The 26,233-nt window shown below is 68.4% G+C and carries 25 protein-coding genes and 1 tRNA gene; 12 read left to right on the plus strand and 14 right to left on the minus strand.

The window, feature by feature from the left end; translation table 11 throughout:
* Both OS124_RS25510 and OS124_RS0120845 read right to left on the minus strand, forming a co-directional pair.
* The coding region (locus OS124_RS25510; RefSeq protein WP_010141923.1) for an ABC transporter substrate-binding protein at window positions 1-785 on the minus strand (785 nt) is incomplete at its 3' end.
* Between the two features lie 178 nt (window positions 786-963).
* Window positions 964-1,647, minus strand: a complete 684-nt coding sequence (locus OS124_RS0120845) for a GntR family transcriptional regulator (protein ID WP_010141924.1) — start codon at window positions 1,645-1,647, stop codon at window positions 964-966.
* Between the two features lie 106 nt (window positions 1,648-1,753).
* Between OS124_RS0120845 and OS124_RS0120850 the strand changes: the two genes are divergently transcribed.
* From OS124_RS0120850 to OS124_RS0120880, 7 genes are all read left to right on the plus strand, one after another.
* Window positions 1,754-2,356, plus strand: a complete 603-nt coding sequence (locus OS124_RS0120850) for an amino acid synthesis family protein (protein ID WP_010141925.1) — start codon at window positions 1,754-1,756, stop codon at window positions 2,354-2,356.
* Window positions 2,328-3,140, plus strand: a complete 813-nt coding sequence (locus tag OS124_RS0120855; protein WP_010141926.1) for an alpha/beta fold hydrolase — start codon at window positions 2,328-2,330, stop codon at window positions 3,138-3,140. Before OS124_RS0120850 ends, OS124_RS0120855 begins: the two co-directional genes overlap by 29 nt.
* Entirely contained in the window at window positions 3,137-4,612 is a 1,476-nt protein-coding gene (locus OS124_RS0120860) for an aldehyde dehydrogenase (protein WP_010141927.1), read from the plus strand. The genes OS124_RS0120855 and OS124_RS0120860 overlap by 4 nt, the downstream gene beginning before the upstream one ends.
* Before the next feature lie 121 nt (window positions 4,613-4,733).
* Window positions 4,734-5,567 carry a transporter substrate-binding domain-containing protein gene (locus OS124_RS0120865; protein ID WP_138919608.1) on the plus strand — a complete coding sequence of 278 codons (834 nt, stop codon included), beginning with the start codon at window positions 4,734-4,736 and terminating at the stop codon, window positions 5,565-5,567.
* A 127-nt stretch (window positions 5,568-5,694) separates the two neighbouring features.
* Window positions 5,695-6,390 carry an amino acid ABC transporter permease gene (locus OS124_RS0120870; protein ID WP_010141930.1) on the plus strand — a complete coding sequence of 232 codons (696 nt, stop codon included), beginning with the start codon at window positions 5,695-5,697 and terminating at the stop codon, window positions 6,388-6,390.
* Between the two features lie 22 nt (window positions 6,391-6,412).
* A complete protein-coding gene (locus OS124_RS0120875; RefSeq protein ID WP_010141931.1) occupies window positions 6,413-7,144 on the plus strand; it encodes an amino acid ABC transporter ATP-binding protein in 732 nt (243 codons plus the stop codon).
* Window position 7,145: 1 nt separating this feature from the next.
* Window positions 7,146-8,288 carry an iron-containing alcohol dehydrogenase gene (locus OS124_RS0120880; RefSeq protein WP_010141932.1) on the plus strand — a complete coding sequence of 381 codons (1,143 nt, stop codon included), beginning with the start codon at window positions 7,146-7,148 and terminating at the stop codon, window positions 8,286-8,288.
* Between the two features lie 88 nt (window positions 8,289-8,376).
* Here OS124_RS0120880 and OS124_RS0120885 read toward each other — a convergent pair whose 3' ends face one another.
* The gene (locus OS124_RS0120885) at window positions 8,377-9,276 is read right to left on the minus strand and encodes a siderophore ABC transporter substrate-binding protein (RefSeq protein WP_010141933.1); all 900 of its coding nucleotides are present in this window, start codon (window positions 9,274-9,276) and stop codon (window positions 8,377-8,379) included.
* A gap of 115 nt (window positions 9,277-9,391) precedes the next feature.
* On the opposite strand from OS124_RS0120885, the gene OS124_RS0120890 reads away from it, so the two are divergent.
* Complete coding sequence (locus tag OS124_RS0120890) at window positions 9,392-9,868, plus strand: MarR family winged helix-turn-helix transcriptional regulator (protein WP_010141934.1); 477 nt, start codon at window positions 9,392-9,394, stop codon at window positions 9,866-9,868.
* 149 nt (window positions 9,869-10,017) lie between these two features.
* On the opposite strand, the gene OS124_RS0120895 is transcribed toward OS124_RS0120890, so the two are convergent.
* The 9 genes from OS124_RS0120895 to murQ all read right to left on the minus strand — a co-directional run bounded on the left by OS124_RS0120895 (window position 10,018) and on the right by murQ (window position 20,916).
* Window positions 10,018-12,012 carry a TonB-dependent receptor plug domain-containing protein gene (locus OS124_RS0120895; protein ID WP_010141935.1) on the minus strand — a complete coding sequence of 665 codons (1,995 nt, stop codon included), beginning with the start codon at window positions 12,010-12,012 and terminating at the stop codon, window positions 10,018-10,020.
* A gap of 290 nt (window positions 12,013-12,302) precedes the next feature.
* Window positions 12,303-12,716, minus strand: coding sequence for a GNAT family N-acetyltransferase (locus tag OS124_RS0120900; RefSeq protein WP_010141936.1), 414 nt, complete (start codon window positions 12,714-12,716; stop codon window positions 12,303-12,305).
* On the minus strand, window positions 12,713-13,831 hold the full coding sequence (locus OS124_RS0120905) for an anhydro-N-acetylmuramic acid kinase (protein ID WP_010141937.1): 1,119 nt from the start codon (window positions 13,829-13,831) through the stop codon (window positions 12,713-12,715). Before OS124_RS0120905 ends, OS124_RS0120900 begins: the two co-directional genes overlap by 4 nt.
* A 2-nt stretch (window positions 13,832-13,833) precedes the next feature.
* The gene (locus tag OS124_RS0120910; protein ID WP_040607718.1) at window positions 13,834-14,823 is read right to left on the minus strand and encodes a serine hydrolase domain-containing protein; all 990 of its coding nucleotides are present in this window, start codon (window positions 14,821-14,823) and stop codon (window positions 13,834-13,836) included.
* A 1-nt stretch (window position 14,824) separates the two neighbouring features.
* Window positions 14,825-16,561: an ABC transporter ATP-binding protein gene (locus OS124_RS0120915; RefSeq protein ID WP_010141939.1), complete on the minus strand. Its 1,737-nt coding sequence runs from the start codon at window positions 16,559-16,561 to the stop codon at window positions 14,825-14,827.
* Window positions 16,558-17,397 carry an ABC transporter permease gene (locus tag OS124_RS0120920; protein WP_010141940.1) on the minus strand — a complete coding sequence of 280 codons (840 nt, stop codon included), beginning with the start codon at window positions 17,395-17,397 and terminating at the stop codon, window positions 16,558-16,560. Before OS124_RS0120920 ends, OS124_RS0120915 begins: the two co-directional genes overlap by 4 nt.
* The gene (locus tag OS124_RS0120925) at window positions 17,397-18,356 is read right to left on the minus strand and encodes an ABC transporter permease (RefSeq protein WP_010141941.1); all 960 of its coding nucleotides are present in this window, start codon (window positions 18,354-18,356) and stop codon (window positions 17,397-17,399) included. Before OS124_RS0120925 ends, OS124_RS0120920 begins: the two co-directional genes overlap by 1 nt.
* Before the next feature lie 21 nt (window positions 18,357-18,377).
* The gene (locus OS124_RS0120930) at window positions 18,378-19,892 is read right to left on the minus strand and encodes an ABC transporter substrate-binding protein (protein ID WP_010141943.1); all 1,515 of its coding nucleotides are present in this window, start codon (window positions 19,890-19,892) and stop codon (window positions 18,378-18,380) included.
* Between the two features lie 43 nt (window positions 19,893-19,935).
* Window positions 19,936-20,916: an N-acetylmuramic acid 6-phosphate etherase gene (gene murQ, locus OS124_RS0120935; protein ID WP_010141944.1), complete on the minus strand. Its 981-nt coding sequence runs from the start codon at window positions 20,914-20,916 to the stop codon at window positions 19,936-19,938.
* Window positions 20,917-21,204: 288 nt separating this feature from the next.
* On the opposite strand from murQ, the gene OS124_RS0120940 reads away from it, so the two are divergent.
* A complete protein-coding gene (locus OS124_RS0120940; RefSeq protein ID WP_010141945.1) occupies window positions 21,205-22,053 on the plus strand; it encodes a MurR/RpiR family transcriptional regulator in 849 nt (282 codons plus the stop codon).
* Between the two features lie 687 nt (window positions 22,054-22,740).
* Here the strand turns inward: OS124_RS0120940 and OS124_RS0120945 are convergent.
* Window positions 22,741-22,817 (minus strand) — tRNA-His (locus OS124_RS0120945).
* A 375-nt stretch (window positions 22,818-23,192) separates the two neighbouring features.
* Between OS124_RS0120945 and OS124_RS0120950 the strand changes: the two genes are divergently transcribed.
* Window positions 23,193-23,393 carry a DUF6324 family protein gene (locus OS124_RS0120950; protein WP_010141946.1) on the plus strand — a complete coding sequence of 67 codons (201 nt, stop codon included), beginning with the start codon at window positions 23,193-23,195 and terminating at the stop codon, window positions 23,391-23,393.
* 6 nt (window positions 23,394-23,399) lie between these two features.
* Here OS124_RS0120950 and OS124_RS0120955 read toward each other — a convergent pair whose 3' ends face one another.
* Window positions 23,400-23,855 carry an MmcB family DNA repair protein gene (locus OS124_RS0120955; protein ID WP_010141947.1) on the minus strand — a complete coding sequence of 152 codons (456 nt, stop codon included), beginning with the start codon at window positions 23,853-23,855 and terminating at the stop codon, window positions 23,400-23,402.
* A 176-nt stretch (window positions 23,856-24,031) separates the two neighbouring features.
* On the opposite strand from OS124_RS0120955, the gene OS124_RS0120960 reads away from it, so the two are divergent.
* Window positions 24,032-25,252, plus strand: coding sequence for a hypothetical protein (locus OS124_RS0120960; protein ID WP_040607720.1), 1,221 nt, complete (start codon window positions 24,032-24,034; stop codon window positions 25,250-25,252).
* Window positions 25,245-25,994: a hypothetical protein gene (locus tag OS124_RS0120965; RefSeq protein ID WP_010141949.1), complete on the plus strand. Its 750-nt coding sequence runs from the start codon at window positions 25,245-25,247 to the stop codon at window positions 25,992-25,994. Before OS124_RS0120960 ends, OS124_RS0120965 begins: the two co-directional genes overlap by 8 nt.
* The last annotated feature ends 239 nt before the right edge of the window (window positions 25,995-26,233 follow it).

Genomic DNA, 26,233 nt, shown 5'->3' on the forward strand with positions numbered 1-26,233 from the left:
GAGAGCTGCGCCCAGAGCGGATCGGCCAGAATGTCCTCGGCCATGGCGTCCCCCTTGCCGTCGCCGGAGTCATAGGTCAGCCAGATCAGCTGGTCCGCATCCATGTCCGGGATGCTCTCGGCGCCGACCGCCACGGACAGCCCCGGACCATCTTGCGGCGCAGGGCGGGCAAAGCCGACATCGGCCAGCACATGGCCCAGGAAGCTGCCCGCCTGGTAGAGATAGGTCTGCCCCGGCACGAAGCGCACCACCGAGACGCTTTCTGCGGTCCGTTCGCCGAGCGCCTCGCGCAGGGCCGCCACGCGGGTTTCATAGGACGCCAGGGCCGCCTCCCCTGCCTCGGCGCGGCCAAGCGCGCCGGTCACGAAGCGGAAGTTCTCCTTCCAGTCGCCGATCCCCTCGATCATCACGCTGGGAGCAATGGCCGAAAGCTGCGGATAGATCTCTTCGTCGCGCTTGCGGCTGCCGATGATCAGGTCGGGCGCAAGCACCGCCACGGACTCGAGGTTCACCGCCAGCTCGGTGCCCAGCACCTGCGCCCCCGCCAGCCGGTCGCCGAGGTGGGGATACCAGGGTTCGCCATACCACGAGGCGGGTGCCCCGACCGGGCTGACCCCGACCGCAAGGGCGGCCTCGGTGGTCTCGTTGGTCAGGGTAACCACCCGTTCCGGGGCCGCCGGCACGGTGGTCTCACCCATGGCATGGGCAATGGTCTGATCGGCAAGGGCCGGTCCCGAGACCAGCAGGGCGCCGGTGACGAACAGGGCGCGGGGCGTAAGCTTCATGGGAGTCCTCCGAAGTTGCGGACCCGCGGAAGCCACCACCGCAGACAGCCGCCCGGCACCGCGCCAGGGCATCGCAACAGGGCTGCGGCAGGCGCAGGTCTCGCCCTTCGACGTAAATTACCCGAGCATTTCAGTCAAGAACATCCCCCACCCGCGGCAGGGGACGTGACACGGCCTTTCAGACAGGCTCGGGCGCGGTCAGCAGCCGGTGCGCGATGGACTTCGCCTCGCGCAGGTGCTCTTCCACTGCCGCGAGGGCAGCCTGGGGATCCTGAGCAATGATCGCCGTGCAGATGGCCTGCATGTGCTGAGGGCCCGGCAACTCTCGGTTGTCGCTGGTCAGGGTCAGGATCCGCAGCCGCGAGATGCGCCCGTTCAGGCGCTGCACGATCTCCCAGGCGATATTGTGCCGCGCGCCCTCGAAGATCAGCCCGTAGAACCGCGTCGCGGCCTTGAACAGCGCCCCCGGCGCCTGCTCCTGCCCGGCGTGCTGCAGGGTGGCCAGCGCGGCGGTCAGCCGGTCCGCCAGTTCGGGCGTCATGTTGCGCGCGCAGGCCATGGCCGCCGCGGTCTCGAGCTTGAGGCGGATGTCGTAGATCTGCTGGGCGTCCTCCCAGCTCATCTCCGACACGATGGGGCCGCGATTGGGCACATGGGTGACCAGCCCCTCGGCATCCAGGTAGCGCAGGGTTTCCCGCACCACCGTCCGCGACACGCCCAGCTGTTCGCAGAGCACCCTTTCCACAAGCCGGTCCCCCGGCTTGAAGACACCGTCGATGATCGCATCCCGAAGCCTCTCGAGGACGACATCCCGCAGCGTTGTCGGCTGCTGTTCGATTTTGCTGAGCCCAATATCTGACATGCGATCTGGATATCAGCCTCTGATCGGCTCAACAAGATTGTTTGTACGATTGTATTACGGTATTCCATCCTACAGTGAGACGATTCGACACCGATGGGAGCCGTGAATGCCTGCTGAAATCCGAAAGACCCTGCTGCATGTCGAAACGACATGGATCGAAGGCGGCAAGGTGGCGCCCGTGCCGCTGAAGATGATCGCGGCCCTGGCCGTGATCCGGAACCCCTGGGCGGGTCAGGGCTTTGTCGAGGATCTGCGCCCCGCCATCCTGGACTGCGCGCCCGGCCTGGGCGCCCTGCTCACCGGGATGGTGCTTGAGGCCGCCGGGGGCGGCGACAAGGTGGAAGGCTACGGCAAGGCAGCCATCGTCGGCGTCAACGGCGAAGTCGAGCACGCCTCAGGCCTGATCCACACCCTGCGCTTCGGCAATCACTACCGCGAGGCGGTCGGGGCCAAGTCCTACCTGGCCTTCACCAACACCCGCGGCCCGGCCAATGCCTCTTTGCAGATCCCGCTGATGGACAAGAACGACGGCGGGCGCCGCAGCCACTACCTGACCATCCAGCTCTCGGTCGCGGATGCCCCGGCCCCGGACGAGATCGTCGTGGCCCTTGGCGCCTCCGTCGGGGGCCGCCCGCATCACCGTATCGGCGACCGTTACCAGGATCTGAAGGAACTCGGGCATGACCTTGAAAACCCTGCCTCTGTCTGAGGACGGCGCCGTCCTGTCCTACCGGGACGAGGGCTCTGGCGCGCCGCTGGTGCTGATCCATGGCGTCGGCATGCAGTCCGCCGCCTGGGCACCGCAGTTTCCCGCCCTGTCGCGGCGCTGCCGCGTGCTGGCACTGGACATGCCCGGCCATGGCGGCAGCAGCCCCCTGCCCGCCGGCGCCGAGCTGCCCGACTTCGTTGCCTGGCTGGACCGTGCGCTTGGCGCGCTGGATCTTGGACCGGTCAGCCTGGCGGGCCATTCGATGGGTGCCCTGATCGCCGGCGGCTATACCGTCACCCACCCCGAGAAGGTCGCCCGCGTGGCCCTCCTGAACGGCGTCTTCCGGCGCAGCCCCGAGGCCCGCGCCGCCGTCGAGGCCCGCGCTGCCGAACTGCATGCCGGGGATGTCGATGCCGCCGCCCCGCTGCTGCGCTGGTTCGGCGAAGACCGCGACCACCTTGCCGCCCGCGAAAGCGTCGCGGGCTGGCTGGCCGAGGTCTCGCCCCGGGGCTATGCCACCGCCTATGGCGCCTTCTCGCGCGGCGACGACATCTATGCCGACCGCTTCGCCGCGATCCGCTGCCCGCTGCTGGCACTGACCGGCGACCAGGATCCGAATTCGACCCCCGCCATGGCGCGCGCCATGGCCGATGCCGCCCCCGAGGGGCGCGCGCTGGTCATCGAGGGGCACCGCCACATGGTGAACCTGACCGCCCCGGACCGCGTCAGCCAGGCGCTGATCGACTGGATGGAGACCCCCAGCACCGTCGAGGTCGCCTCATGAGCCCCCTGCCCACCTTCCAGCTCTACATTGACGGCAGCTTCCGCGATGCGGGCGCCAGTTTCGACAGCCTCGACCCGGCGACCGGACAGCCCTGGGCACGGATGCCCGAGGCCCGCGCCGCCGAGGTCAACGCGGCCGTCGCCGCCGCCCGCCGCGCTTTCCAAGGTGCCGAATGGTCCGGGCTGAGCGCGGGACAGCGCGGCAAGCTGCTGCTGCGCCTTGCGGATCTGATCGAACAGAACGCCCCCCGACTGGCTGAACTGGAGACCCGCGACACCGGCAAGATCATCCGCGAGACAAGTGCCCAGATCGCCTATGTGGCCGAATACTACCGCTACTACGCCGGGCTGGCGGACAAGATCGAGGGGGCGCATCTGTCCATCGACAAGCCCGACATGGAGGTCTGGCTGCGCCGCGAGCCGCTTGGCGTGGTGGCGGCGGTGGTGCCCTGGAACTCGCAACTGTTCCTCTCGGCGGTGAAGATCGGCCCGGCGCTGGCGGCGGGCTGCACCATGGTGCTCAAGGCCTCCGAGGACGGCCCCGCGCCGATGCTGGAATTCGCCCGGATCTTCGATCAGGCGGGCTTCCCGCCCGGGGTGCTGAACATCCTGACCGGCTTCGGACCCGACTGTGGTGCCGTGCTGACCAGCCATCCCGACATCGACCATGTCGCCTTCACCGGCGGCCCCGAGGCCGGGCGGCAGATCCTGCGCAATTCGGCCGAGAATCTTGCCTCGACCTCGCTGGAGCTGGGCGGCAAGTCGCCCTTCCTCGTCTTCGAGGATGCCGACATCGACTCGGCGGTGAATGCCCAGATTTCCGGCATCTTCGCCGCCACCGGGCAAAGCTGTGTCGCTGGCTCTCGGCTGCTGGTGCAGAACCGGATCCGCGCCGAGTTCCTCGACCGGCTGCGCGAGAAGGCGGGCCGCATCAGCATCGGCAGCCCGGCCGAGATGGGCACCGAGATGGGCCCGCTCTGCACCCTGCGCCAGCGTGACCGGGCCGAGGCGCTCTGCGCCCGCTCGGTTGCGGAAGGCGCGCGGCTGGTGACCGGCGGGGAGGCCATCGCCGGGGCGGGGTTCTATTTCCCTCCGACCATCCTCGATTGCACCGACGCCCCCGCAGCCCCCTGCCTGCGCGAGGAATTCTTCGCCCCGGTGCTGTCGGTGCAGGGCTTCGACACCGAGGCCGAGGCGCTGGCGCTGGCCAATGACACCGCCTATGGGCTGGCCTCGGGCGTCTTCACCCGCGACCTGACCCGGGCGCACCGGATGATCCGCGGTATCCGTGCCGGGGTGGTCTGGGTGAACACCTACCGCGCCGTCAGCCCGATGGCTCCCTTCGGCGGCCACGGCCTTTCCGGGCATGGCCGCGAAGGCGGGCTGGCCGCGGCGCTGGATTACACGAAGATCAAGACGGTCTGGCTGCGCACCAGCGATGCCCCGATCCCGGATCCCTTCGTGATGCGTTGAGCTTTCCCGACAAATCTGCCTCCATGGAAAAGGAGTTTACCCCGAAGAAACATCATCCCCTCCCGACGAACAGAGTTCCCAAGAAGAACAAGAACCAGCTTCAAACCAACAGGAAATGATCATGAACAGAACTCCCCGCACCCTTGCCTTCGCCCTTCTGGCCTCGACCGCGCTGGCAACCGCCGCGCAGGCGCAGGAGTGCACCACCACCATCGACGATGCGTTGCTGACCGAGCCGGGCAAGCTGACCATGGCGGTCAGCCCGACCCTGCCGCCGATGGCCTATGCCGATTCCGAAGGCACCCTGAAGGGCCTGCGCATCGAACTGGGCGCCGAGATCGCCAAGCGCCTCTGCCTCGAGGCCGACTTCATCTCGACCGAGTATGCCACCATGGTGCCCGGCTTGCAGGGCGGTCGCTGGGACCTGATCGATGCCGGCCTCTTCGTCACCCCCGAGCGGCTCGAGATCATGTACATGATCCCCTACGAGAACCTCGCCATCTCGATCTCGACCACCCCCGGCGACAGCTCGATCCAGGGCATCGAGGACCTTTCCGGCAAGCGCGTCAGCACCGACATCGGCGGCTATGCCGAACGCAAGATGCGCGAGCTGAACGCCGAGTTCGAGGCCAAGGGCATGGAGCCGATCGACATCGCGCTGTTCGACAACTACGCGACCGTCTACCAGGCCCTGCGCGCCGGTCAGGTCGAGGCCGCGGTCTCGATCGACCCGGTGGCCAAGCTCTACAAGGAAACCGGCGAATTCGACCATGCGATCGGCGGGCTATACGCCACGCCCGGCTCGCTCTCCTTCGGCAGCACCGAGATCGCCGAGCCGGTGACCAAGGTCATGCAGGAGATGAACGCCGACGGCTGGCTGCCTGCCCTCATGGAAAGCTACGGCGTCAGCCAGGCCGATGACGGCGCAATCCAGCTGAAGGGCCCCGGCCTCTGATCTGCCGCCCCCCGGCGACTGTTCCCGACACTCGGGCCGATACTCGGGCCGATACTGGGGGGCGCGGATCCACCGCGCCCCCACCCCCTGCCCGCGCGACACCGCGCACCGTCATGAGGAGACGAACGTGAAAGGCTGGAACTGGGACGGGTTCTTCGACTACCTGACCAACACCTACATGCTGGAAGGCGCCGCCGTGACGCTGGGCCTCACCATCGCGGCGATGAGCCTTGGCCTCGTCGCGGGCTGCGTCGTGGCGCTGATGCGGATGAGCCCCTTCCGCGTCCTCAGCAGCATCGCCTACTTCTACACCTGGCTGATCCGCGGCACGCCGCTGCTGGTGCAGCTGATCATCATCTACACCGGCCTGCCGCAGCTCGGCATCAAGTTCTCGGTGCTGGAATCGACGCTGATCGGCCTGGTGATCAACGAGGCGGCCTATCTCTCCGAGATCATCCGCGCCGGCATCAGCTCCGTGCCCAAGGGCCAGACCAATGCCGCCCGCGCGATTGGCATGACCGAGATCCAGAAGATGCGCTACATCATCGCCCCGCAGGCGGCGCGCATCATCATTCCGCCGCTCGGCAACTCGGTGAACGGCTGCCTGAAGACCACCTCGATCGCCTCGGTGATCTCGATGGAAGAGCTGCTGCGCCGCACCCAGGTGCTGATCCAGGAAAAGTTCATGGTGCTCGAACTCTTCGTCGTCGCCGCGCTCTACTACCTCGTGATGACCACGGTCTGGGACCTGATCCAGCGCCGGATCGAGCGGCACTTCGGCCGGGGGTACGACATCAAGGCCGATACGGCCACGCAACGCTGAGGAGAGAGAGACCATGCAACCGATGATCGTTCTCGAAGATGTCGACAAGTGGTACGGCAGCAACTTCCAGGTCCTCAAGTCCTGTTCGCTGACCGTCTCGCCCGGTGAGGTCGTGGTGATCTGCGGCCCCTCCGGCTCGGGCAAGTCGACGTTGATCAAATGCGTCAACGGACTGGAGCCGGTGCAGGGTGGCCGGATCACCGTCAAGGACATGGAGGTGACCGGCGGCCGGACCGACCTGCCCAAGCTGCGCTCTCATGTGGGGATGGTGTTCCAGCACTTCGACCTGTTCCCGCACATGACGGTGACGGAAAACATCTGCATCGGCCAGACCCGGGTGCTGGGCCGCAGCCAGGCCGAGGCCGAGGCCAAGACCGCTGCCCTGCTGGAGCGGGTCGGCATGTCGGGCCACGCGCACAAGTACCCGATCCAGCTTTCGGGCGGCCAGCAGCAGCGCATCGCTATCGCCCGCGCCCTGGCGATGGACCCGATTGCCCTGCTCTTCGACGAGCCAACCTCGGCGCTGGACCCCGAGATGATCAACGAGGTGCTCGACGTGATGGTCGAACTGGCGAAGGAGGGCATGACCATGATGGTGGTGACCCACGAGATGGGCTTTGCCCGCAAGGTTGCCGACCGGGTGGTCTTCATGGATGGCGGCGAGGTTGTCGAGGATTCCCCCAAGGACGCCTTCTTCGCCTCTCCGAAGAGCCAGCGTGCCGTCGACTTCCTGTCCAAGATCCTGGCGCATTGAGATGCTGCGGATCCTGACACCTCCCGACATCCGCATGGCCCCCGGCATCAGCGGCCAGACCGGCCCCGTCGCCGCCGGGCTGGGGGTCTCGAACCCGCTGGTCGTGGTCGATCCGATGGTGCTGCAACTGGGCCTCGCCGATGCGGCACTGGACGCGTTGATCGCAGAGGGCATGACGCCCGGGACCTTCTCGGCCTTCTCGCCCGACCCCACCGATGCCGAAGCGCTGGCCGCCCTGGCCCTGGCGCAGGAGATCGGCGCGGACGGGCTGGTCGCCATCGGTGGCGGCAGTGCCATGGACGTCGCCAAGGTCGTCGCCCTGCTCTGCCGCCAGCCGGGTCGGTTGCGCGACTTCTCGGTGCCGCGGATCGTCGACCTGCCCAGCCTGCCGCTGATCTGCATCCCGACCACGGCCGGCACCGGATCGGAAGTGACCCGCGCCGCGGTGATCACCGATGCCGCGACCCACGAAAAGCTGCTGCTGCTCGGCTCGGCCCTGCTGCCCTCAGTGGCGCTGCTGGACGTCGATCTGACGCTGAGCTGTCCCTACCGGGTCACGGTGGACAGCGGGCTGGACGCGCTTTCCCATGCGCTGGAGGCGCTGGTGAACCGCAACGCCACGCCCTATTCCGACGGGCTGGCGGCTGAGGCCATGGGGCTGATCGGCGCCAGCCTCGAGGTCGCCGCGCAGGAGCCGGGCAACCGCGCCGCCCGCGAAGACATGTTGCTGGGCGCCTGCCTTGCCGGGATGGCCGTGTCGCATACCTCGACCGCGCTGATCCACGGCATGAGCCGCCCGATCGGCGCCGCCTTCCATGTGCCCCACGGGATGTCCAACGCGATGCTGATGCCGCTGGTGACCGAATGGTCCGCCGAGACCGCGCCCGAGGCCTATGCCCGTGCCGCCGCCGCCATGGGTCTCGGCGAGGATGCCGCCGCCCTGGTACAGGCGCTGAAGGGGCTGAATGCGCGCCTTGGCGTGCCTACCCTGGCCGAGCGCGGCATCCCCGAGGCCGCCTTCACCGCCGCCATCCCCGAGATGGCGCGCCAGGCGCTGGCCTCGGGCACCCCGGGCAACAACCTGCGACTGGCGGACGACGAGGCGCTGGCCGCGCTCTACCGCAGGCTCTGGGCCGGGGACTGACACTGGGGCCTGAAACTGGGTCTGACAACGGGGCCATGCTCCGCCCGGCGCACGCCGGACGGAGCTTTTCCACACGGGACATCGCCGCTCAGCTGCCCTGCCCTTCAAGACCTGCGCGCAGGGTTTCCAGCGTCATCAGCGTCGATTGCACCCCGCCCCCGGCGATGTAGATCGGCCCCGCATCGAGGAAGACCACCTGACCGGCGCGCCAGGCCTTCGTCTCGCGGATCAGCGCATTGTCGAGCGTCGCGCGGGCGTTCTCGCCTTCGCCACCGATGGCCGCGACACGGTCGATGACCAGCAGCCAGTCCGGGTCCAGGTCGCGAACATATTCGAACGAGACCGCCTCGCCATGGGTCTCGGCCTTCAGCTCTCCCGCCGCTTCCGTCAGGCCGGTCAGGTCATGCAGCCAGCCGAACCGCGATCCGCTGCCATAGACCGAGATCTTCGGGCCGTTGGTCAGCAGGATCAGCGCGCTGCCCTTGCCCTCGGCGGCGGCACGGGTGGCGGCGATGGCCTGCTCGACCTCGGCCTTCAGCGCGGCGGCCTTGGTCTCCATGCCCCAGATCTGCCCGTAGGCCTCAAGCCGGGCCAGCCCCTGTTCGATGACATCGGCGCCCCAGATCGTCATGTCGATGGCAGGCGCGATGCGGGCCATGTCCTGCAGGTGCGGCTGCGAGCGCCCGCCGACGATCACCAGGTCGGGCTCGGCCGCGTTGACCGCCTCGAAGTCGGGTTCGAACAGCGAGCCGGCATCACCGGCGTAGCCTGCAAGGTAGTCAAGGTAGGTGTTGCTGATCGAGGTCAGCCCGGCGACGCCCAGGGCATCCAGCGTATCCAGCGCCGCAAGGTCGTAGACGATGGTGCTGGCCGGGCCGGTCTCGACCTTGGCCGGGCCGGGATAGGTCTGGACGGTGACGGTCTCCGCGGCGGCGGCCGTGCTCAGGCCGAGAAACGCCGAGAGGGCGAGGGTGGCAATCCTGGTCATGTGGTACTCCTGTTGTGAGGGGCCGACCCGGGGGCGTCCCCGAGGTGTCGGCCCTATGGTGTTGAGGCTGGTGAAGCGGTAGTGGGAGGGCACGGAACGAGCGGGACCCCCGACCATGGCAGATACCCCCGACAGGCAGCATGATCCCTTCGCCGGGGATACCGACCCCCGGATGGGGGCCAACCGGGTCTGGTTCAACCTGCTGCGGATCCAGCGCAGCCTCGGGGCGCGGATCGCCCGCCGCCTGCGCCAGCACGGCATCGGGGATCCGCTGTGGTACGAGATCCTGCTGGAACTGGAACGCGCCGGGCCGGCGGGCATGCTGATGGCCGACCTCGAGCAGAAGCTGTTCACCGCGCAATATGCCCTGTCGCGCCACGCCGCCCGGATCGAGGCCCAGGGCTGGATCCGCAGCGAGGCCAGCCCCGGCCCCGGGCGCAGCAAGCGCCTGCGCCTGACCGAGACCGGCCTGGGGATGCACCAGACGATCTGGGAGGCCTACAGCGAGATCATCGCGGAAGAGATCGGCAGCCGCCTGACAGTGGACGAGGCCTATGACGTCGCCCGCCAGCTGATCCGCCTCTATCCCTGACCTGCCAGACCCGGAAAGGCCAGACCCGGAAAGGCCAGACCCGGACAAGGAAAGGCCGTTCCGGGCAGCCCTCTCCCCGGAACGGCACAAGCCGCCGCCCCCGGGGGGACGGCGGCGCGAAGCAGGGACAGTCGCCTGCCCCGCCGCCATCAGAAGCGCGTCACCGCGACCAGCGAGATCGTCCGGCCCGGCTCCTTCAGCGTGGTGATGGTGTCGTACTCGGCGCCATAGGTCGCACGGTCGGCGTATTCCACGTCGAAGAGGTTGCTGACCTCGGCGCGCAGGGTCAGGTTGGACAGGCTGGGCGGAACGTATTCGGCCCAGAGATTGACCACGGTGTAGCCCTCGTAATCGCGCGAGGTCGGATCCGGGGCCTCCTCGTCCAGCGCGATGTCGAGGCCACCGCCCAGCGTCAGCCCGCTGATCCGGGTCTCCTGCTCGATCTCGAAGGCCATGACCGTGCCGATCGGGGTGCCGAAGTCCTGCGCATCCCAGCTGCCCGCGATGGTGCCGTCGACCCTGACCTCGCTATGGGCCAGGGTGGCGCGGGCAAAGCCGCTGCCCCAGCCGTAGGTCGCGCCGAGGTTGAAGCCCCGGCTCTCGAAATCGAAGGTCGAAGTGGACGAGCGCGCATTGTCCATCCTAGTCACGAAGACCTCGCCCGAGAGGGTCAGGGCCCCCTGCGTCCAGTCAAAGCCGAGGGTGGCATTGTCCGCCCGCACCGCGTCCAGCGCGTCATAGCTGCCGGGGGCGCGCAGGCCCTCGTAGAGGTAGTTGTCCTCGATCACCAGGCCACCGAAGACCGAGGAAACGCCGCCGCGCAGGGCCAGCGCCTCGGTCACCGCATAGGTCAGCGAGGCATTGCCCGACACACCCTGGAAGGTCTTCTCGAAACCGTTGACCCCGGTGAAGTCCTGCCGGTCGAAGCGGGCCCCGAACGAGACCTTGAGCGCCTCGGTGGGCCGCAACCGGGCCTGGGCGAAGACCCCGAGGTTGCGCGAGCTTTCGGTATCGTCGGCGGGATAGGTCGCGTCCTCGCTGAAGTAATGGCCGCGCTTGCGCTGGAAATCGACGCCGGCGGTCACCGTGTCCTCGGCCCCGAGGTGGAAGGTGTTCTCGGCGGTCATCGACAGGGTGTTCGATGTGCCGTTGCTGTCGTAGGGCTCGGGCTTGTCGATCAGGCTTTCCGAGAAGCCGATGTGCAGCCGGGGATCCCAGAGCCCGATGGCATCGGGCTGCTCGTAGCTGAGCGCATAGCTCGAGCGGGTGGTGTCATAGGGGATCAGCGCATCGCTCACGCCACGGAAGCCGCCGAAGTTGGCACGCTCCTGTCGCAGGGCATTGTCCTGCAGGCGCTGCGCCGAGACCTCCAGCCGGTGCCCGCCGGCCTCGTAGGCGACCTTGGCAAGGTAGCTTTCCAGCGCCGCGCGGGTGCCGTGCATCCGATCGCCGCCCCCCGAGGTGTAATCCTCGCCATCCGCCAGCTTGCCGTAGAGCAGCCATTCGAAGCCGCCCTCGCGGCCGGCCAGGGTCAGGCCGGTTTGCAGGGTTTCGCCGTTGTCGGAATAGGACAGGCGCAGGTTGCCGCCGAAGTTTGCGCCGGTGTCGAGGATATCGGCAGCGTCGACGGTCTCGAAGACCACCGAACCGGCCAGCGCATAGGGCCCCGCATCGGCGGGCGAGACGGTGGCATCCGCGCGCACCTGCTTCAGCAGCCCCGGGTCGATGGCATTGGCCGAGACATGGTGGAAGGCGCGGTTGTTCTGCGCCGTTCCGTCAAGGGTCACCCCGAGGTTCAGCATGTCGACACCGTTGACGTAGATCTTCTGGGTCAGCGGCAGCGCGCCGCCGACCGAGACCGAGGCGATCCCCGAGAAGACATCCTTGAGGTCGCCGGTCCGGGCCTGTTCCAGCTCGCGCTCGGAGACATACATCGAGGTGGCGCGGTCGGCCTCACTGCCCAGCTCGTCGCGCTGCTCGACGGTGATCGGGTCCAGCGTGAAGACCGCTGTTGCCTCCTGCCCCAGAGCGCCCTGCCCCGGAAGGGCGATCAGCGCCAGCGCGCTGCAGGTGGCAAGGTGATGCGCGGCCCGGCGCCCAGTGCGTGGCGCGCCGTGCGTAGCCCGTTCGGCGGAAGGTGTCATGACTGTCCCCAGCTTCTGTCATTCAGTCGATCTGGCTGGGCCGCTCGGGGCTTGGCTTCGGGAAGTACGAGTAATTTAGTCGGAATTATTATGCAAGTGCATGTATCACCAGACGCCCTGATTTCCAACGCCCTGTGCGCACCCTGCGCACGCGCCGCCAGACGGCTGCGCGGCCGGGATACGCCGGGCATGAGGCACGGGCAGCAGTGGGGCGGTCAGGCTCTCCGGGCAGGCCAGTGCCGCGCGCCCGGCAGGGCGACGCGGTTGCACCTGGCGCACAAGGCGCGCGTTCAGAAGCGCTTGGACAGGAAGCAGCGGCTGCGCCCGGCGACGAAATCCGGGATCTCTCCGCAGAGGGCATAGCCGGCGGCCTCGTACCGCGCGCGGGCCTGCGGGTTGAAGGTGTCGATATGGGCACCGGTGCAGCCACGGGAACGGGCCTCGTCCTCGGCCCGCGCCAGCAATGCCCCGGCAAGGCCCTGACCGCGCTGGCTTTCCGCGACCCAAAGCCACTGCACGTAAAGCCAGCCCCAGGCGGTCATGCCGTTTAGCCCGGCAACGAGGTCGCCGTCCTGATGCACCGTGATCGCCAGCGGGGTCCGCACCGAGGGGCCGACCGTGGCGTCAATGTAGGCGGCAAGCTGGCGCCCCAGCTCGGCCACCGCCGCGTCCGGCGTATCGGTCAGCTGCCAGCGGAGGCTCATGCCCGGGCGATCCTGCCGCCGGTCATCGGCGCCGGCACGCCGGTGGAGGTGGGGAAGCTGATCGGCAGGCCGCGCAGGCTGCGCACGGCCAGCAGGGCAAAGCACTCGGCCTCGACCGCATCGCCACGCCAGCCCATCACCTCGGCCGGTTCCGCAACGACGCCCGCGCGGGCGTTCAGCGCCGCCATCAGCGCCGGATTGCGCCGCCCGCCGCCGCAGACGATCAGCCGGTCCGGCCGGGTCGGCAGCAGGTCCAGCGCGCAGCCGACCGCCGCCGCCGAGAAGGCGGTGAGGGTCGCCGCCCCGTCCTCGGTCGAAAGCCCGGCGCACCAGTCATGGCCGAAGTCGAACCGATCCAGCGATTTCGGATAGGGGCGCGTCATGTAGTCCATGGTCAGCCGCTCGGCCAGCAGCGCCTCGTCGACTGTGCCCGCCAGCGCCAGCGCGCCGTCGACATCCATCTCGCCCCGGCCCCGGGCGCGGACGAAATCGTTGATCGGCGCATTGGCCGGGCCGGTGTCGAAGGCGGCAATGCTGCCATCCTCGCCCCGCCAGGTGACATTGGCCACGCCGCCGAGGTTCAGCACAGCCGTGCCCCTGGGCGCGCCCGCCGTCTCCAGCAGCGCCTTGTGGTAGATCGCCGAGAGCGGCGCCCCCTGCCCGCCTGCCGCCATGTCGGCACTGCGGAAGTCATAGCCCACGTCGCAGCCGAGGATCTGTGCCATCAGCGCCCCGTCGCCCAGCTGGCGGGTGGCGCCAAGACGGGCCGGTGTCGGCGCGCGGTGCAGCACGGTCTGGCCGTGGAAGCCGACCACGCCGATGTCGCCCATCGACAGCCCCGCGCCCTCGACCACCTGCCGCACGGCCTCTGACTGCGCGCGGGTCAGCAGCGCCTCGGCCTCGGCGAAGATCGCAGGCTCCGGTCCCTCGAAGTTCCAGGCCCGCGCCTGGGCCAGTGCCTCGGCCAGGATCACGTTGATCTCTGCCGGGTAGGGCACGAGGTCATAGGCGCCGAACTCGGCGATGGTCTCGCCATCGGTGCGCAGCAGGGCCACGTCGATATTGCCGTCCAGCACGGTGCCGGTCATCAGGCCGACAGCCCAGATCGGGTCCATGGTCAGTCCTCCAGTATCGCCTCGCCGACGGCGCGCCGCAGGTCGAGGATCTCGGTTTCAACATGGCGCGACGGGTGCACGCGGTTGGTCAACAGGCTCCAGCCGCAGCCCCGGTCCAGGTCCAGCCAGAGCCCGGTGCCGGTAAAGCCGGTATGGCCGATGGTCCGGGCCGAGGCAGCCGAGCCGCCGTGCCAGCCCTCATGCGCCAGCTCCCAGCCATGACCGCGGGTGTCGCGCAGCGGGGTCAGCAGCAGCGCGCAATGGCCGTCCTGCGCCGCGTGGCGATCCAGCAGGCCGGACGCGAAATCCAGCACCCCGTCAATGGTCCCGAACAGCCCCGCGTGGCCCGAGCCCTGCAGTGCGTAGCAGTTCTCGTCATGCACCTCGCCGCGCATCACCCGGCCACGCCAGGAACAGGCCTCGGTCGGGGCGGTCTGATCGGCGGGCGGCGCGAAGGAGAGACCCGGCGCTAGCTCCATCTGGTGGATCGTGCGCCCCTCCAGCCGCTCCAGCGCGATGCCCAGCAGGATGAAGTTGATGTCGGAATAGACCTGCGGCCCCGGCTGCCAGTTCCGTTGCAGCACGAAGGCGCGCAGCGTCGCGGGGTCACTGCCGTAGGTGTAGATCGGTTCGACCGCCGGATAGGCGGTGCGGTGGCCGAGGCAGTCGCGGAAGGTCACCTGCCGCTGCCACGAGCCCGCGTGATACTGGTGCAGGTCCGGGATCACCGAGATCAGCGGCGCGTCCAGGTCGATGCGGCCGGCGGCGGCATGGGCCAGGATGCGCTCGGTGGTGAAGATCACCTTGGTCAGCGAAGCAAGGTCGAACCAGGTGTCGGTCTCCATCCCCGGCGCGTCGTCGCCGGTCTCGCGCTGGCCGCAGGACCAGGTGCGGCGGCTGCCATCGGCCAGCACCTGCCCCAGCACGGCGCCGGGGATGGGGGTGCGTTGCAGATGCGCGGCAATGACGGTGGTGGCGCGCGCGAACCCCATCTCAGGCCCCTGCCCGCACGAGGTGACCTTCACCCGCGCTCTCATAGCGCGGCGCGTCGGGTTCCCAGCCCATGGGACGGACCAGCGAGGGGATCTCGGTCAGGTCGATGCCATAGTCACTGTGGCGCCGGTCGAGCGAGGGCACGGCCTTGATCAGCTGGCGCGTGTAGTCGTGGCGCGGATTGGCCAGCACCTCGGAGGTGGGTCCGATCTCGACGATCTGACCGGCGTAGACCACGGCGATGCGATGCGCGATGCGCTCGACCACCGCCATGTCGTGAGTCACGAACAGATAGGCCAGGCCGAATTCGTTCTGCAGGTCGATCAGCAGGTCCAGCACCTTGGCCTGCACCGAGACGTCCAGCGCCGAGACCGCCTCGTCCAGCACCAGGATCGAGGGGTTCAGCATCAGCGCGCGGGCGATGCACAGCCGCTGGCGCTGACCGCCCGAGAACTCATGCGGATAGCGCGCCAGGCTGTCGGCGGGCAGGCCGACGCGATCCAGCAGCATCTCCATCCGCGACACCGCCTCGGCGTCGATGCGGCGGCGCACGGCGATCAGCGGTTCGGCCAGCAGCTGCTTCACCGTCAGCCGGGGATTGAGCGAGGCGTTGGGGTTCTGGAACACCATCTGCACCGGCTTGTCCGACACGGCCCCGGCCAGACCCTCGGCCCGGATGCGGCCCTTGGTCGGGCGTACCAGGTCCAGGATCGCCCGCGCCGTGGTCGACTTGCCGGACCCGCTTTCGCCGACGATGCCCAGGGTCTCGCCCTGCATCAGGTCGAAGCCCACGCCCTCGACCGCATGGACATTGCCGGTCTGCCGCTTCAGCAGGCCCGCGCGGACCGGAAAGCGGACCGTCAGGTCCTCGACCTCCAGCACCTTGCGGCTGCCTTCGTCGCGCTGCATGTCATGGCGCACCGAGCGCCCGTCCGAGAAATGCGGCACCGCGTTCAGCAGGTGCTTCGTATAATCATGCTGCGGGTTGTCCAGAACCGCGTCCAGCATCCCCTGCTCGACCACCTCGCCCTGCTGCATGACCATGACGCGATCAGCGAAACCGGCGACGAGGCCGATGTCATGGGTGATGAAGATCATTCCGGTGCCGGTCTCGCGCTTCATCTCGGACAAGAGGCCCATGATCTGCGCCTGAATGGTCACGTCCAGCGCCGTCGTCGGCTCGTCCGCGATCAGCAGGCGCGGGTTCGAAGCCAGGGCGATGGCGATCATCACCCGTTGCAGCATACCCCCCGACAGCTGGTGCGGCGCATAGGTCAGGCGGCGGGCGGCATCGGGGATGCGCACCCTCTCCAGCGCCTCGCGGGCGGCCGTCTTCGCCTCTGCGCCCGACATGGCGAACTGGATGCGGAAGACCTCTTCGATCTGGGTGCCGATGCTCAGCACCGGGTTCAGCGAGGTCATCGGCTCCTGGAAGATCATGCCGATCTCGCGGCCCCGGATGCCTTCCAGCTGGCGCTCTTCGGCGCGGGCCAGGTCGATTGTGCTGCCATCGGCGCGGGTGAAGGCGGTGCTGCCCGAGGTGATGCGCCCGCCGCCGAAGTCGATCAGCCGGTTCACCGCCATCGAGGTCACGGATTTGCCCGAGCCGCTTTCGCCGACGATGGCCAGGGTCTCGCCCGGGGCGAGGTCGAAGCTGACGCCGTGGACGACCTCGTTGCTTTCGGGTCGGGGGCCGAAGCCCACCTTGAGGTCGCGGACGGATAGCAGGCTGCTCATGCCAGGGCCCTCCGGGTCTTGGGGTCGAGAAGGTCGCGCAGCGCATCGCCCAGCAGGTTGAAGCCCAGCACGGCGAAGCTGAGCGCCACGGCGGGCACCAGCAGCAGCCAGGGGGCCATCTCCATCAGGTTGCGGGCATCGGCCAGCATCAGGCCCAGCGAGGCCTGTGGCGGCTGGGTGCCGAGGCCGAGGAAGGACAGCCCCGCCTCGGTGATCAGCGCCCAGGCCAGCGCCAGGGTGATCTGCACGGTCAGCGGGGCGACGAGGTTCAGCGCCAGGTGGCGGGACATGATGTAGCGCCGGGACGAGCCGAAGCTGCGCGCCGCATCGACGAAATCGCGCCGCTTCAGCGACAGCGCCGGGCCGCGCACGACGCGCGTGAAGATCGGCGTGTAGACGATGGCGATGGCCAGGATCGAGGTCCAGCCCGAGGGCCCCATGATGGCGATGATCAGCAGCGCCAGCAGGATGGCCGGGAAGGCCAGCAGCACATCCATCAGCCGCATCACGATGCCGTCCCAGAGGCCTCCGTACCAGGCGGCGGTCAGGCCCAGAACGGTGCCCGCCAGCGTCGCCACGGCGACCGAGAAGAACGAGACGATGAAGCTCTGCGCCACGCCGACCATCAGCCGGGACAGCACGTCGCGCCCGAACATGTCGGTGCCGAAGAGATGGCTGGCCGAGGGCGCCTGCAGGCGCGCCAGCCGGTCCTGGGCCAGCGGATCGAAGGGCGACAGCCCCGCCTTGCCCGCAATGGCGGCCAGCAGGAAGACCAGGACGATGATCAGGCCGATCCGGCCCGAGGGGTGGCGAAGAAGATCACGAAAGAGGGACATCACTTGGTCTCGAAACGGATACGGGGGTCGAGCGCGGCATAGGCGAGATCCACCAGCAGGTTCACGACCATGAAGTTGAAGGCGATGAACAGGATCGTGCCCTGCACCAGCGCGTAATCGCGCTGCTGGATCGCATCCAGAACGACGCGGCCCAGCCCCGGCAGGGCGAAGATCTGCTCGACCAGCACGGCACCGCCCAGCAGGTAGCCGAACTCGACGCCCGACAGGGTGACCAGCGGGATCAGCGCATTGGGCAGCGCATGGCGCCAGATCACCCGGCGCCGCGACAGCCCCTTCGAGCGCGCGGTGCGGACGTAGTCCTCGGAGAGGATGTCCAGCATGGCCGAACGCGAGACCCGTATGACGGCGGCGGCGAAGGCCGTGCCGAGGGTCAGCGCGGGCAGGATCATCTGCGACAGGTTGCCCAGCGGATCCTGCCAGAAGGGCACGAAGCTGCCCATCTGCGGCAGCACGCCGAAGAAGACCGACAGCGAGAAGATCAGCAGCAGGCCGACCACGAAGCCCGGCGTCGACTGGCCCAGCATGGCGACGACACGGACGGCAAGGTCGCCGGGACGGTCCTTGTGGGTGGCGGCGTAGATCCCGGCGGGCAGGCCGATCACCAGCGACAGCAGCATCGACAGCACTGCCAGTTCCAGCGTCAGCGAGAAGTGGTCGAAGATCACCCGCAGCACCGGCTGGCCGTAGGTGGTCGAGATCCCGAAGTCCCCCTGCACCACCCCCGACAGCCAGCGCCAGAACTGCACGAAGATGTTCTGATCGAGCCCGAAATAGGCTGTCAGCGCCTCGCGCTGCGCCGGGGTCAGCAGGCCGGATTCGGTGCCGAGCATCGCGGTGATCGCGTCACCCGGCACCAGCCTGATCGCTATGAAGACGAAGACCGAGACGCCGAACATCACCAGGGGAAACGCCAGCAGGCGCTTGAGCGGATAGGGCATCTGTCCCGGTCTCCCGTCTGCTTACCTGTCGATGGTCACGTCAGAGAGCGCAAAGAGCGATCCCGTGGGGGTGGCGACGAAACCGTTCACGTCCTCCTGCGCGGCGGCATAGGAGAAGCCAGTGTAGAGCCAGACCCAGGGCGAGGCCTCGACCAGCTTGTTTTCCAGCTCGGCGAAGATCTCCTTGCGCGCTTCGGGGTCGGTGGTGACGCGGCCCTCGGTCATCAGGCGGTCCAGGTCGTCGTCGATGTAATGGGCGACCTTCTGGAAGGTGGCCTCCTTCATCCAGTAGCGGTTGTACATGGTGAAGGGATCGGGCTTGCCGCCGTTCAGCGCCACCGCCATGTCGAAGTCACCGGCCAGCCAGCGGTCGACGTAGACGTTCAGTTCGAGCAACTGGATCTTCAGGTCGATGCCGATCTCGGCCAGCTGCGACTGGATCACCTGCGCTTCCGAGGCGGCGGTCGGCGGCTCGCCGGTGGCGGCCATGATCTCGGCCGAGAAACCGTCGGCGAAGCCTGCCTCGGACATCAGCGCCCTGGCCTTGTCCAGATCCTGCTCGTAGCAGAACAGGTCGCTGACTTCATTGCCGTAGGCGGCCATGGTCATCGGGCCGGTCACCGCGCCCTCGCCCAGCAGGGCGGTGTCCAGGATGTCCTGGCGGTCGAGCGCGCAGGAGATCGCCTGACGCACCTTCAGCTCGGTCATCGCGTCGCGCTCGGCGTTCAGCTGCAGCACGTGATAGGACAGCACCGGCGCCTTCTCCAGCTTCAGGCCCGGGGTCTGGGGGATCAGCGTGGCGACGAAGGGATCGTTGATCAGCGCGAAATCGACCTGGCCGGAGCGCAGCGCGGCAAGGATCGCTGTCTCATCCGGCAGCACCGAGATGTCGAGGCCGTCGATGGCCACCTCACCGCCCGCCCAACCGTCATTGGCAACCAGCTTGGCGCCGGAATTCGGCGTCCAGCTTTCGAACTTGAACGGGCCCGAGCCGACGACCTCAGTGCCTAGGGTGCCCGCCTCGATGGCCGAGGCCGGGACGATGGCGGCATTCAGCGTCGCCAGCGCGGTCAGGAAGGGCACGTTCGGGCCGTCCAGCTTGAAGACCACGGTCTTGTCGTCCGGCGTCACGATCTCGGTGATCGAGGTGTAGTTGGCCCGGGCCGAGGCGCCGGTTTCCTCGTCGAGGATCCGCTCGAAGGTGGCCTTGACGTCGGCCGAGGTGACGGGCGTGCCATCATGGAAGGTGGCATCGGCCTGCAGATGCAGGGTCAGTTCCGTCGCCTCGTCGTTGAAGGCCCAGTCGGTGGCCAGCGCCGGGGCGATGGCGGCATCGGCATCCAGGCGCACCAGCGGCTCGTACATCAGCTCAAGGAAGCGGATCGACGAGAAGGCGGTCTGCTTGTGCGGATCGAGGCCGGTGGCATCCTGCGACCAGGCGACCTTCAGCGTCTCGGCCATCGCCGGGCTCAGCGCCCCGGCGGAGAGCGCAAGGGCCAGGCCCATGGCGGTCAGCGGCTTGGAAAAGTGTTTCATGTCGAACTCCAGGTTGGGTGTCCGGGCGCCTCTCGCGGCCCGGTTATTCAGCGTCTGTCTTGGGGTGCCCGTCTTTGGCGGGCTGCCCGTCTGTCCTTGTCGTCCCGTCGATGGCCTGCCTCAGCACTCCGCCCGAGGCCCGCAAGCGGGCCGCCGAGGTTTCCGGGTCAAGCCCGGTCATCTGCATGAAGAGGGCAAGCTTGACGTCATTGCCTGCCTGTTCCAGCAGCCGGTCCGCCTCTTCGGGGGCGATGCCGGTGGTTTCGCACAGGATGCCGACGGCCCGCGTGCGCAGCTTCAGGTTCGAGACCCTCAGGTCGACCATCAGGTTCTCGTAGGTCTTGCCGATGCGGATCATCGCGCCGGTGCTGATCATGTTCAGCACCATCTTCTGCGCGGTCCCCGACTTCAGCCGGGTCGAGCCGGTCAGCACCTCGGGGCCGACCATGGGCGCGATGGCGATCTCGGCGTGGCGGGTGATCGCGGACCCCGGGTTGCAGGTCAGCGCCACGGTCACCGCGCCGAGATCCCGCGCGTAATCGAGCGCGCCCAGCACGTAGGGCGTCTTGCCGCTGACGGCGATGCCGACAACGACATCCCGGTCGGTCAGGGATATGGCGCGCAGGTCTTCGGCGCCCTGTGCCCGGTCATCCTCGGCGCCTTCGACCGCGTCGCGCAGGGCGATGTCCCCCCCGGCGATGATGCCCACCACCATGCCAGGATCGACCGAGAAGGTCGGCGGGCATTCCGAGGCGTCCAGCACCCCGAGCCGCCCCGAGGTCCCTGCCCCGATGTAGACCAGCCGCCCGCCGTCGCGGAAGGCGGCCTCGACGTGGGTCACGGTCTGGGCGATGGCGGGCAGTTCGGTCTGCACGGCGGCAGCCACATGGGCGTCCTCGGAATTGATCAGGGCCAGCATCTCGGCGACCGGCAGGCGGTCGATCTGCTGCGTGCGGGGGTTGCGCCCCTCGGAGACGAGACCCCGCAGCGCGGCAACGGCATCGGTATCAATTCTGGTGGTCACTGATTCACCCGGCGTCCTCGACCTGCTTTCTCACAAGCTGGAATTTTTTATTCCCCATGTCAAACTATGCTTTGCATATTTTATTCCTTCCGGCGAAGCTGAGCAGATCCCCGGTCACCGTCGGGCCCGGCAATCACCCGCACCGCACCGGAAAAACGTCGTGAATTCGGCGGTTTGCCCGGCTATCCTGCGCCCTGCGACAGGTTGCCGGGGCCGCCGCCCCGCCCCGGACGGCTCTGTCCGGCCACCCCGTGCACTGCCCGCGAACCGGGCTGGAAGGAGATCAGGATGTCGGTCCTCACCGTCCTCAAAGCCCAGCTTCCCGGTTTCACCGCCGGGGAGCGCGAGATCGCGGAATACGTTCTGGCCAGCCCCGAGAAGGTGGTGCAGCTGTCTTCGGCCGGGCTGGCCAAGGCCACCGGGCGCAGCCAGTCCGGGGTGGTGAAGCTGTGCCAGAAGCTGGGATATCGCGGCTACCAGGACTTCAAGATCGCCGTCAGCCAGGCCACGGCGCAAAGCTGGCCCACGCCCTCGGACATGGTGCATGGCACCATCGAAAGCTCCGACAGCTATCAGAGCACGATCCAGAAGCTGATCGGGTCCAAGATGAATGCGATCCAGCAGTCGATCCAGGTCAACGGAGAGCCCGCCCTGCGCCGCGCCCTCGATGCCATCCTCACGGCGCGGCGGGTGCAGCTTGTCGGGGTCGGCGCCTCGAGCCTCGTGGCGCGGGACTTCACCTACAAGCTGCAGAAGCTGGGGTGCTTCGTGCTCTTCGACGCCGACAGCCACATCCAGATCGCCAATACCTCGACCCTGCGCGAGGGCGACGTGATCCTGGCCCTGTCCTATTCCGGGGCCAGCATCGAGACGGTGCAGATCGCCGAGGCCGCGAAGGCGCGCGGGGCGACGCTGATCAGCCTGACCGGGATGCATCCGAACCGCCTGTCGGGCCTGGCCGATATCCAGCTGTTCCTGGTCGCGGACGAGGACAAGGTCCGCTCGTCGGCCATCGCCAGCCGCGATGCGCAGCTTGCCATGGCGGACCTGCTGTTTATCCTTGCCATCCAGCGGCGCCCCGATGCGACATCCAAGATCCAGGCGGCAGAGCAGGCCGTGGCGGTCCTGAAATCCTGAGCGCCGTCGCCGAGCCGTTGCCCACTGCCACGGGCCGCCCCGTCGCGCCGCCCCTCGCCGCGCCCCTCCAGGGCAGCTGCCGTCGGTCGCAGAAGGCCGCGATTCCCGGCATGACTTCCTCGGCTTCCCAGCAGTCCGCCAGGGCGGCTGCGGCAGCGCATTCCAGGACCCAAGCACCAGCGCCAGCGTCAACGCCCCGTCAAGCTTGCCCTGCCGATCCTACGCGGCCTGCTCCTTCATCCAACCCAGATCACCGTCGGAGCAGAAACTGCGCCCTCGGCCCGCAACACCACCGCTCGCAGCGCCGCCTACGCGGACAGCCACTCGGCTGCGCCGCACTGCTCGCCGAGCATCTGCAGGGTCATCGGTCAGCCACCAAGCCTGCCGGATGCCAGACTGTCCTGACAGCCTGAGAGGGTCGCCGCCCGCTGCGCGCCATCGCGTCTGCGCGACCCCCTGTCGACAGGGACCGTTTTGCGCTCGGAAAGAGGATGGGCCTGGACGCAAATGGCGGAACCGCCCGCCTCCGGCGTGACAGGAGAGTGCGTTGCGCCCCTGCCGGGCTGCCTGGGAGCGTGCTGCGAACGAGCGGCCCTTGGCGCGTTCGTGGGCGGCAGGCCCCGGACGAGGCAATACCACCACGGCGAAGGGGACCCGACGACAAAGAAGTAGAGATCATGGGGGGAGTGGTACCGCCTCCCCGGCTTGAACGGGGGACCTCTGGATCCACAATCCAGCGCTCTAACCAACTGAGCTAAGGCGGCACGTGGAGGCTCATCTACCCAGAGGGGCGGGCGAATGCAAGGGGCCAATCGCACAAAATCGACCCCGCTGTTCGGTCCCCCGAAAAGGGAAACGCCACCTTCGGGAGAGCATCCGAAGGTGGCGTCTGGGACAAGGCCCGGACGGTCCGGGCTGGATCTTCCGAGACTGGCGGAACCGAGGGAAGGCCCGGCAGGCTCTGCGTATCGCGTTTAGACTCTTATCCAGCGAAAATACGGCAAAATTGTGGCGCAGCCCCGTGATTATGCCCCTGAGGTCTCATTTCCGCCGCAAAGCGCCCTGCCCTGCCCCCCGGCACCTCTTGCCAATCGCCCCGCCCCCGGGGTAACGATCCGCAGTCATTTCCGGAGGGCTCCATGGGTATCGATACTGAACGCGACATCGAGGCGAACCTGCAGATCGGCCCCACCGACGCGGGCATGGTGCGTCTCTTCATCGAGGCTGGCGGCACCGAGATCCCGATGGATTTCGAACCCGACGAGGCGCTGGAAATCGCCGAGGAAATCCGCGCCGCCGCAGCGGCAGCCTCTCAGGCGGGCGGCAAGAAGCGCCGCTGAGCGGCCTCAGACCCGGGGATCGCGCAGCGCCTGCAGGCGCCGTGCCGCATCGCGGGCGAACTTCTGCGTCATCGACTTGCGCCGGGCGCCGGCCAGCTTGCTTTCCGCCGGCATCCGCACCACCTCGCCGCCATAGGCGTCGGCGATGATGAGGCCACTCTCCTCGGGCAGCAGCTCGACCGGGAAGTCCTGATCGACGGCCCAGAAGAAGCGGTCGCACCAGTCCAGGTAGCCCTGCCACTTGCCATCCGACATGAAGTCGGCACGAGAGCTCTTGCACTCGACCACCCAGATTTCGCCTTTCGGCCCCAGGCCAATGACATCGACGCGCTTGCCGCGCTCGGGCACGAATTCCTCGAGCGGGGTGAAGCCATGCGACAGCAGCAGGCGGCAGACGCCCCGGGCGATCAGCTGGCCGGGCTGGGGGGCAAGAGGTTCTGGGGCAAGCGGGGTCACGGGCATGGGTTCATTCTGAACATTCCATGAACATGCGCAACCCCCTTTGGTCCCCGGCGGGGGGACGCCTATGTTCCCCGGATGCGCAGGCCAGAAGGGGCGGGACTCACGTGAACGACAGAACCGATGATCGCGACAAGGTCGAACACAGCAGGCCAGCTCAGCCCGATCCCCGCGCCCGCATGGTGCACGAGCTCGAGGGGCACCTCGGCATCCTCGACACCTTCACCGGCGCGGCCCTCGGCGTGCTGGCGGTGGCCTCGGGGATCTATACCTACCTTGGCGTGCAATCGCTGCTGGATGGCGACGGCGCCATGCAGGCCTTTGCCGCCATCGCCTATTCCGTCGCCGTCTCGACCGGGATCTTCGTCTTCTGGTCCTACCTGATGCGGCTTTTCCCGGCCATGCGCTCGGCCCGGTCACGCGCCGGGCTGCTGGCCGCCATGGGGCTGGGATCGCTGGCCATCGTCGCCATGTCCTCCTGGCTGAACGCCGCCGCGCTGGCGGGCGGCGCGGCGGTAGAGCAGCACCTGGCCGAGACCGTGCAGGACTACCAGGCGGCGCTGGAGCGCGCCAACGAGAACGCCCTGGCCGCCCAGGGACTGCAACGCGACGTGGCGCGGGTTCAGCAGAGCTTCGCCGATCTGTCGGAACAGGAAGCCTCGGGCGGGCTCTCGGGGCTGGCCGGTCGCGGCGCGGTCTTCCGCGTGCTGCGCCAGAAGTCCGAAGAGCTTTCGGCGCTGGAACAGCAGATCGCCGCCCAGTCGCCGCTGGTCGATGCGGCCTTCACCGAGGGCAACGCGATCCTCAGCCGGATGCGCGCCCTGACGGTAGAGCCCGGCCCCGTCGAAACCCGCGCGGTAGAGTTCTCCGAGGAAGCCGTGCAGCTTGCCGGGCTGATCGCGCGGCTGCGCCAGCTCTCGGTGGCGCCGCTGGTGGAACGCGCGGCGCAGGACCTGACGGCCTCGGTGGTGCTGCCGGAACTGGACGGCGGCAGCGAGACCTCGCGCCTCGCGCAGGGCACGACCATCGCCTCGGTGCTCGACGTGCTGGCGCAGCGCGCCACCACGCTGGAGAGCGCCGCCGCCCAGGTCATCGCCCTGCCCGCCCCGGCCGAGATCACCTATACCCCCCTTTCGCCCGCTGATGCGGTGATCCGCTACGCCGGCAACTTCGTGCCCTCCTGGGCCGGCGCCATCGCCATCGACCTGCTGCCGGCAGTCATGGTGCTGATCCTCGCGGTGACCCAAGGCGCCATCCGCTCGGGCCGCGAGGCGGTGCCGATCGAAGACCGGATGACGGTCTCGGAACTGCGGGCCGCACTGGCGGCGGCGCGCGACGTCGACGAGGCCCTGGCCGAGGGCCGGGTCAGCGCCACGCGCGAGGGGGCGCCGGATGTCTGAGCCGTCCGAAGGGATTACCCTGCGCCGCGCCCTGACGGGGGTGCTGGGCTTCCAGGTTTTGCTGGCGCTGCTGCTGTTCCTCGGTGACCTGGGAGAGGGCTTTGTCTGGCCGCGCCGGGGCGCCGATGCGCCGGGCTTCGACCAGCCGACCGCGCCCGGCGACCAGACCCGCCGCTTCGAGCCGACCCGCCCCGCCGGGCCCGGTGTCGCCCCCTCGGGCCCCATGCCCGAGCGGCTGGTGCTGACCGAACGCGACGGCGCCTGGCACCTGTCGGGCGGCATCGCGCCGGGCGACGGCGCCCGCATCGCCCGCCAGATCGGATCGCGCGAAGGCGAGGCGCGGCCGGGAGTGGTCTTCCTCGACAGTCCCGGCGGCTCGGTCCAGGACGCGCTGGAGCTGGGACGGGCCCTGCGCGCGGCGGGCCTGGCGACGGACATGGAGGACGGCGCCATCTGCCTTTCGGCCTGCCCCTACCTGCTGGCGGCGGGCGTGACCCGCAGCGCCGACGAGGGCGCAAAGATCGGCGTCCACCAGCATTATTTCGGCGAAAACACCCTGCTGCCCGCCTTCACCGCCGTGTCGGATATCCAGCGCGGCCAGGGGCTTGTCATGCGTTACCTCGACGAAATGGGCGTCGACCCGCGCCTGATGGGCCCCGCCCTGATGACCCCGCCGGACGAGATCTACCTGCTGACCCGGGACGAGCTGACCGATTTCGCCCTGCTGACCGAGGCCGGCTAAATCAGGCAAATTGCACGCGATCCCCTTGCCGAGTCCCATGCAAGCGCCTAGGTGAGGGATCGGCGGGTGCTGCCCTTCTCGTGAACGGTTACATTCCGGTGGCCTTAAGCAAATCCGAGGGAGCTGGCTCTGTCTGGGCCGTGGTCCGGTTACCTGGCGCCCACCTGATCATCAGGTCCTCGGGAATGCGTCAACCAAACGGTTGCGTGCGGGCCCGCCACTTCCCCGAATTTGCCCGG

It is taken from the genome of Oceanicola sp. S124, from assembly GCF_000220565.1.
Lineage (GTDB): Bacteria > Pseudomonadota > Alphaproteobacteria > Rhodobacterales > Rhodobacteraceae > Pseudooceanicola.

Coding starts and splice junctions, on each gene's coding strand:
- OS124_RS0120920 (WP_010141940.1), bottom strand. CDS start 17,397: ATGTCCCTCTTTCGTGATCTTCTTCGCCACCCCTCGGGCCGGATCGGC.
- OS124_RS0120850 (WP_010141925.1), top strand. CDS start 1,754: ATGCCTGCTGAAATCCGAAAGACCCTGCTGCATGTCGAAACGACATGG.
- OS124_RS0120865 (WP_138919608.1), top strand. CDS start 4,734: ATGAACAGAACTCCCCGCACCCTTGCCTTCGCCCTTCTGGCCTCGACC.
- OS124_RS0120860 (WP_010141927.1), top strand. CDS start 3,137: ATGAGCCCCCTGCCCACCTTCCAGCTCTACATTGACGGCAGCTTCCGC.
- OS124_RS0120895 (WP_010141935.1), bottom strand. CDS start 12,012: ATGACACCTTCCGCCGAACGGGCTACGCACGGCGCGCCACGCACTGGG.
- OS124_RS0120875 (WP_010141931.1), top strand. CDS start 6,413: ATGATCGTTCTCGAAGATGTCGACAAGTGGTACGGCAGCAACTTCCAG.
- OS124_RS0120965 (WP_010141949.1), top strand. CDS start 25,245: ATGTCTGAGCCGTCCGAAGGGATTACCCTGCGCCGCGCCCTGACGGGG.
- OS124_RS0120940 (WP_010141945.1), top strand. CDS start 21,205: ATGTCGGTCCTCACCGTCCTCAAAGCCCAGCTTCCCGGTTTCACCGCC.
- OS124_RS0120885 (WP_010141933.1), bottom strand. CDS start 9,276: ATGACCAGGATTGCCACCCTCGCCCTCTCGGCGTTTCTCGGCCTGAGC.
- OS124_RS0120925 (WP_010141941.1), bottom strand. CDS start 18,356: ATGCCCTATCCGCTCAAGCGCCTGCTGGCGTTTCCCCTGGTGATGTTC.
- OS124_RS0120905 (WP_010141937.1), bottom strand. CDS start 13,831: ATGGACCCGATCTGGGCTGTCGGCCTGATGACCGGCACCGTGCTGGAC.
- OS124_RS0120845 (WP_010141924.1), bottom strand. CDS start 1,647: ATGTCAGATATTGGGCTCAGCAAAATCGAACAGCAGCCGACAACGCTG.
- OS124_RS0120930 (WP_010141943.1), bottom strand. CDS start 19,892: ATGAAACACTTTTCCAAGCCGCTGACCGCCATGGGCCTGGCCCTTGCG.
- OS124_RS0120880 (WP_010141932.1), top strand. CDS start 7,146: ATGCTGCGGATCCTGACACCTCCCGACATCCGCATGGCCCCCGGCATC.
- OS124_RS0120960 (WP_040607720.1), top strand. CDS start 24,032: ATGGTGCACGAGCTCGAGGGGCACCTCGGCATCCTCGACACCTTCACC.
- OS124_RS0120890 (WP_010141934.1), top strand. CDS start 9,392: ATGGCAGATACCCCCGACAGGCAGCATGATCCCTTCGCCGGGGATACC.
- OS124_RS0120910 (WP_040607718.1), bottom strand. CDS start 14,823: ATGGGGTTCGCGCGCGCCACCACCGTCATTGCCGCGCATCTGCAACGC.
- OS124_RS0120950 (WP_010141946.1), top strand. CDS start 23,193: ATGGGTATCGATACTGAACGCGACATCGAGGCGAACCTGCAGATCGGC.
- OS124_RS0120915 (WP_010141939.1), bottom strand. CDS start 16,561: ATGAGCAGCCTGCTATCCGTCCGCGACCTCAAGGTGGGCTTCGGCCCC.
- OS124_RS0120955 (WP_010141947.1), bottom strand. CDS start 23,855: ATGCCCGTGACCCCGCTTGCCCCAGAACCTCTTGCCCCCCAGCCCGGC.
- OS124_RS0120855 (WP_010141926.1), top strand. CDS start 2,328: ATGACCTTGAAAACCCTGCCTCTGTCTGAGGACGGCGCCGTCCTGTCC.
- OS124_RS0120900 (WP_010141936.1), bottom strand. CDS start 12,716: ATGAGCCTCCGCTGGCAGCTGACCGATACGCCGGACGCGGCGGTGGCC.